Here is a 4,629-nt window from a genome sequence, read left to right on the forward strand (position 1 = left end):
GTCCTCCACCGGGCGACTTCGATCTATGCATCTATGAGGCAGAAGACGGCGACGGATGGCAAGGCTTTGTTGCCGGGCGCGCCGGGTCAGCCAGTGCCGAATTTCGGCTTGCAAGTGCCTCGGCTACCTATGAAGCCGCACTGGCCAGCTGGATGGAGTCCAACCGGGGTCACGGCCGGTGACCATCTGGACGGCAYCTGGCACGACGGGGATGAGCCTCCGGAGCATCCCCTGTGTCACAAGCGCTGCCGATCTTGATGGCAAAAAACTTTATGGAACAGGCGGCGACAGGGCCTCGCGAAGACATCTTTCAAGGGCCTGCGTGACGCGCCGTCGGGAACTCATGCCTTTGCGCAGAATGCCGATCTCGCGGTAAAAAGTTTTTTCACCCAGCGAGATTGCGCGCACACCCGGTGGCATGGGCAGGTAGGCCTCCACCATCGGTACCAGCGCAACTCCCAGGCCTTCGGCGACAAGGTTCATCAGGCCCGTGATCTCGTCAAGCTCGATGGAGTCCTGCACCGCCAGTTTGTTCTCGCGCAGGAACCGGGTCACCAGACGCCCACCGAAAGACGTGCGCTCATAGCGCAAAAAAGGCTGCGACTGGAGCAATGCGCGCCAGTCCCGCCCTTTGATTTCCTTGCGCACGAGCAACTTGAAGGGTTCGTACATCAAGGTTTGCCAGGTCATTTCCGGCAGGATGCCGAACGGGGGCCGGATCATCACCGCCGCGTCGATCTCAGCACTGTCGAGCTGGTCCATCAGCTTCATGGACACGCCGGGAGCAATGTGGACGAGCAGTTTCGGGTTTTCCTTCCTCAGTGCCGCCAGTGCTCGGGGAAGCACCGAAGACTGAACAGAGGCAATGGCGCCGATCCGCAAGGTGCTGGCAAGCTCGTCATCGGTGCCCGCATCGCCCAGTTTTGAGAAAAGCAGAACAATCTCTTCGGCACGCGCGAGCACCCTGGCGCCCGCTTCGTTGAGCACYGCGGAACGCCGTGTACGGTCAAAGAGCGCCAGCCCGAGGGAYTCTTCCAGCCGCTGGATCTGGCTGCTCACGGCGGACTGGGTCAGTCCAATCTGGCCGCCGGCGGCGGAAAAGCCKCCGTAACGCACCACCGCGATCAAGGTTTTCAGCTCGGTAATCACATGGGTTTCCCATTAATTCATCGAGATTATTGATTCTCAGGTTGAATATATATCGTTTTTCAAAGTGCATCAATCAACCTAAAGTGCGGCTTCCACGACTCAAAGAGGCTTTCGATGACCACGCCAAACGCAACCACTCCCGCCAAAGCGCTTCCGCCATTTCATCTGGCATTCCCCGTCCACGATCTCGCCGTCGCACGCCGGTTTTACGGTGAATTACTGGGCTGCCCCGAAGGCCGCAGCTCCAGCGAATGGGTCGACTTCAACTTCTACGGCCACCAGATCGTGGCGCACCTGGCGCCCGACGAATGCGGCCACCGCCAGACCAGCGCCGTTGACGGCCACAACGTTCCCGTTCGCCATTTCGGCGCGATCCTGTCCCTCCCCGAGTGGGATGTCCTGGCGGCCCGGTTGAAAGCAGGGGGCACGCAGTTCGTCATCGAACCCTACGTCCGTTTCAAGGGTGAGCCCGGTGAACAGGCCACCATGTTCTTCCTCGACCCGTCCGGAAACGCCATCGAGTTCAAAGCCTTCGCCACGCTCGACAGCCTGTTTGCCAAGTGAAGGAAGCATGATGATGAAATTGGTAGCCTGTTCGGGCATTGCCGCAGCGTTCACCCTGGCGGGAGCTGCGGCCACCGCGCAGCCAATCGACACGCTCAAGAAGATCAAGGAGACGGCAGCCGTCACCATGGGCGTCCGTGAAGCCTCCGGCGCCATGTCCTATACGCTGGGCGCAGGCGAATACACAGGGTTTCATGTGGACATCTGCAAAAGGGTGATCGCGGATATCCAGAAACAGCTGGGCCTGGCGAAGCTGGACGTGCGTTACCAGTCCGTCACCGCGCAGAACCGGATCCCGCTCGTCCAGAACGGCACGGTAGACCTGGAGTGCGGGACAACGACGAACAACGCCGCACGCCAAAAGGATGTGGCCTTCGCGCCCACGCTCTACATTGAAGAAGTCCGGGTCGCCACCAAAACCAGGACCGGAATCACCAGCCTGTCCCAGCTTGCCAACAAGACGGTGTCCGCCACATCCGGCGCCACAGCCGTTCAGCTTATCCGCAAGCACGAACGCGCGGCGGGCGTCGACTTCAAGGAGGTTTATGGCAAGGACAACAGCGAAGGTTTCCTGCTTCTTGAAAATGACCGGGCCGAAGCGTTCGTGGCGGACGGCCAGATCCTGGCCACCATGATTTCCCAGTCAAAACAGCCGAAAAACTATGTGGTGCTGAAAGAAGTCCTGAGCGTCGAGCCGATTGCCATCATGCTGCCCAAAGGGGATGCCCCCTTTAAACAGGCGGTGGACGCCAGCATTGCCAGAATGGCGAAAAGCGGCGAGGTCGCAAAGCTCTATGACAAATGGTTTGTCCAGCCGATACCGCCGAACAACACACAGGTAGGCATGCCCGCATCGGAGCTGACCAGGGCGGCATGGGCCAACCTGAGCGACAAGCCGCTGGAAGACTACACGAAGAAGTAGCGAGGAACGGGGCGAGGGGAGCAGCCCGCCCTGAAACGCGTCGGGCCCAACATAATCGGCAGCATGAAATGCACCAGGAAGAAATGACATGACACACTTCAAGGAAGTCGCCCTCGCACACGCCAGCCGCCTGATCAATCACGGCCCAACGGTTTTGGTGACGAGCGCGCACGGCACGGCGCGCAACGTGATGGCCGCCGCCTGGTCGATGCCCGTGGAGTTCACGCCGCCTCGCATTGCCATCGTGATCGACAAGAAAACCTATACGCGTGAACTCATCACCGCCAGCGGTGGCTTCGGCATATGTCTTCCGTGCACGGCCCTGGCCGGCTTGACGCATGCAGTCGGTAGTGAGTCCGGCCGCACGGGCGACAAGTTTGCGCACTACGGCTTGAAGGCCCGCACGGGGCCGGTACTCGGCATGCCCGTGCTGGAGGAGGGCTGCGCGGCATGGCTGGAGTGCCGGCTGATCCGCGAGCCGCATACCGAAGACGCGTACGACACCTGCTTTGCGGAGGTGGTCGCTGCCGCCGCCGATGAACGTGTGTTCCAGCAGGGGCACTGGCGCTTCGGCGACGACAACCTCGATCTGCAGACGATTCACCATCTGGGAGGCGGAAATTTCGTCAGGCCGGCGGGAATGTTTCATGCCGGTGATGCGGCGGCAAAGAGGCCCTGAATCGATCACTTGCCAGGAGTTGGTTTCAACCCATAGCGGCCCCAAATGTCACGGATGGCCAGGCGAAGGCCTTGTTCCATTTCCAGATCACTCGTGAACACGAAGGCGAAGCGCGGACAGTACAAACGTACGGCCAGCTAAGCCGACAAAGTGCACGGATGATCTGGAAATGGAATTACCATTGCGGCCATGAAAACAACCTACATCTTCGGCGCCATCCTGGCTTGCAGCGTCATCGGCGCATTGGTCGGTGCCCGTTCGGTCAAGACCGGACTTCTGGTGACATCAGGGCTGCTGTCCCTTTATGGCCTGTTCCGCCTGTTGGGTTGAACGTACCGCCATTTCCTGACCGGCGCGACACGAGCCTCCCAATTCCATGGCAACCAGCCGAAACCAGGGCAACCTGATCACTCGCCTCCTGCAGCGCGGCAGGGAAGAGCGCATCGCCCAGGCGGCGGGCGGTCTCACTTTCACGATGGTGATGTCCATGGTGCCGATGCTGGCGGTGAGCTTCGCACTGTTCGCGCGCACGCCAGCGCTGCATGCCACCGGTGACGCGATTCGCGAGCACCTGCTGCGCGGCCTGTTGCCGGAGGGTATCGCCAAGACGGTGCTGAAGCACCTGGCGCAGTTTGCGGGCAATGCCAGTGGCCTCACGCTGGTGGGCTTTGCGCTGCTGCTGGTGTCGGCCCTGACGCTGCTGCTGAGCATGGAAAACACGCTGAATCGCATATGGCAGGTGAAGAAACCCCGCCCCGTGCTGCGCCGGTTGGCTTTGTACGCAGGCATGCTGCTCACGGGGCCGGTGCTCATCGGCGCCAGCCTGTGGGCTGCGTCTTATCTGGTGGCGGCTTCCAGCGGGCTGGTGGGCGCGCGGCCTGCCTGGGTGCCGCATGCCATTAACCTGGGGCCCGCCATTCTGAGCGCCATCGGCTTCACCTGCCTGTTCCGCTTCGTGCCGAACACCGTCGTGCGGTGGAGTCATGCGATTGCGGGCGGCCTGCTCGCGGGTATTGCCTTTGAGCTGGGCAAGTACGGCTTTGCGATTTACCTGGCCAACGTGCCCACCTACCGCACGATCTACGGCGCCTTTGCGCCGCTGCTGGCTTTTCTGGTGTGGGTGTACTACTCGTGGCTCGTCACACTGGCCGCGGCGCTGGTCAGCGCCAGCCTGCCGCGCGCCGGGGCGCAACCAGCGCGGCGGCTGTCACGGGCATAACCATGTCAGCATGGATTCACTGATTGCCGCCTCCGCCCGCGCACTGGCCGCCGGCGATGCGCTCGGTGCCCTCAAGCGCGTTGCCCTGCGCGACGA

The 4,629-nt window shown here is 61.6% G+C and carries 7 protein-coding genes; 6 read left to right on the forward strand and 1 reads right to left on the reverse strand.

Translation table 11 applies throughout. The features are described from left to right. Positions 1–182 (forward strand): hypothetical protein (locus AC1D1P_RS14755; protein WP_477673502.1); only part of this gene is annotated, 182 nt, incomplete at its 5' end. A gap of 88 nt (positions 183–270) precedes the next feature. Here AC1D1P_RS14755 and AC1D1P_RS14760 read toward each other — a convergent pair. Beyond that, positions 271–1,149: a LysR family transcriptional regulator gene (locus tag AC1D1P_RS14760; RefSeq protein ID WP_477673503.1), complete on the reverse strand. Its 879-nt coding sequence runs from the start codon at positions 1,147–1,149 to the stop codon at positions 271–273. A gap of 114 nt (positions 1,150–1,263) precedes the next feature. Here AC1D1P_RS14760 and AC1D1P_RS14765 point away from each other — a divergent pair, with 114 nt between their 5' ends. From AC1D1P_RS14765 to AC1D1P_RS14785, 5 genes are all read left to right on the forward strand, one after another. Beyond that, complete coding sequence (locus AC1D1P_RS14765; RefSeq protein WP_477673504.1) at positions 1,264–1,713, forward strand: VOC family protein; 450 nt, start codon at positions 1,264–1,266, stop codon at positions 1,711–1,713. A 7-nt stretch (positions 1,714–1,720) separates the two neighbouring features. Further along, positions 1,721–2,635 carry an amino acid ABC transporter substrate-binding protein gene (locus AC1D1P_RS14770; protein ID WP_477670913.1) on the forward strand — a complete coding sequence of 305 codons (915 nt, stop codon included), beginning with the start codon at positions 1,721–1,723 and terminating at the stop codon, positions 2,633–2,635. A gap of 88 nt (positions 2,636–2,723) precedes the next feature. Further along, a complete protein-coding gene (locus AC1D1P_RS14775; RefSeq protein ID WP_477673505.1) occupies positions 2,724–3,314 on the forward strand; it encodes a flavin reductase family protein in 591 nt (196 codons plus the stop codon). 189 nt (positions 3,315–3,503) lie between these two features. Next, positions 3,504–3,644: a hypothetical protein gene (locus tag AC1D1P_RS14780; protein WP_477648828.1), complete on the forward strand. Its 141-nt coding sequence runs from the start codon at positions 3,504–3,506 to the stop codon at positions 3,642–3,644. A 46-nt stretch (positions 3,645–3,690) separates the two neighbouring features. Then, complete coding sequence (locus tag AC1D1P_RS14785; protein ID WP_477673506.1) at positions 3,691–4,533, forward strand: YhjD/YihY/BrkB family envelope integrity protein; 843 nt, start codon at positions 3,691–3,693, stop codon at positions 4,531–4,533. Positions 4,534–4,629: the final 96 nt, after the last annotated feature.

It is taken from the genome of Polaromonas sp. P1_E1_2, assembly GCF_056406035.1.

Coding starts and splice junctions, on each gene's coding strand:
- AC1D1P_RS14785 (WP_477673506.1), top strand. CDS start 3,691: ATGGCAACCAGCCGAAACCAGGGCAACCTGATCACTCGCCTCCTGCAG.
- AC1D1P_RS14770 (WP_477670913.1), top strand. CDS start 1,721: ATGATGATGAAATTGGTAGCCTGTTCGGGCATTGCCGCAGCGTTCACC.
- AC1D1P_RS14780 (WP_477648828.1), top strand. CDS start 3,504: ATGAAAACAACCTACATCTTCGGCGCCATCCTGGCTTGCAGCGTCATC.
- AC1D1P_RS14765 (WP_477673504.1), top strand. CDS start 1,264: ATGACCACGCCAAACGCAACCACTCCCGCCAAAGCGCTTCCGCCATTT.
- AC1D1P_RS14775 (WP_477673505.1), top strand. CDS start 2,724: ATGACACACTTCAAGGAAGTCGCCCTCGCACACGCCAGCCGCCTGATC.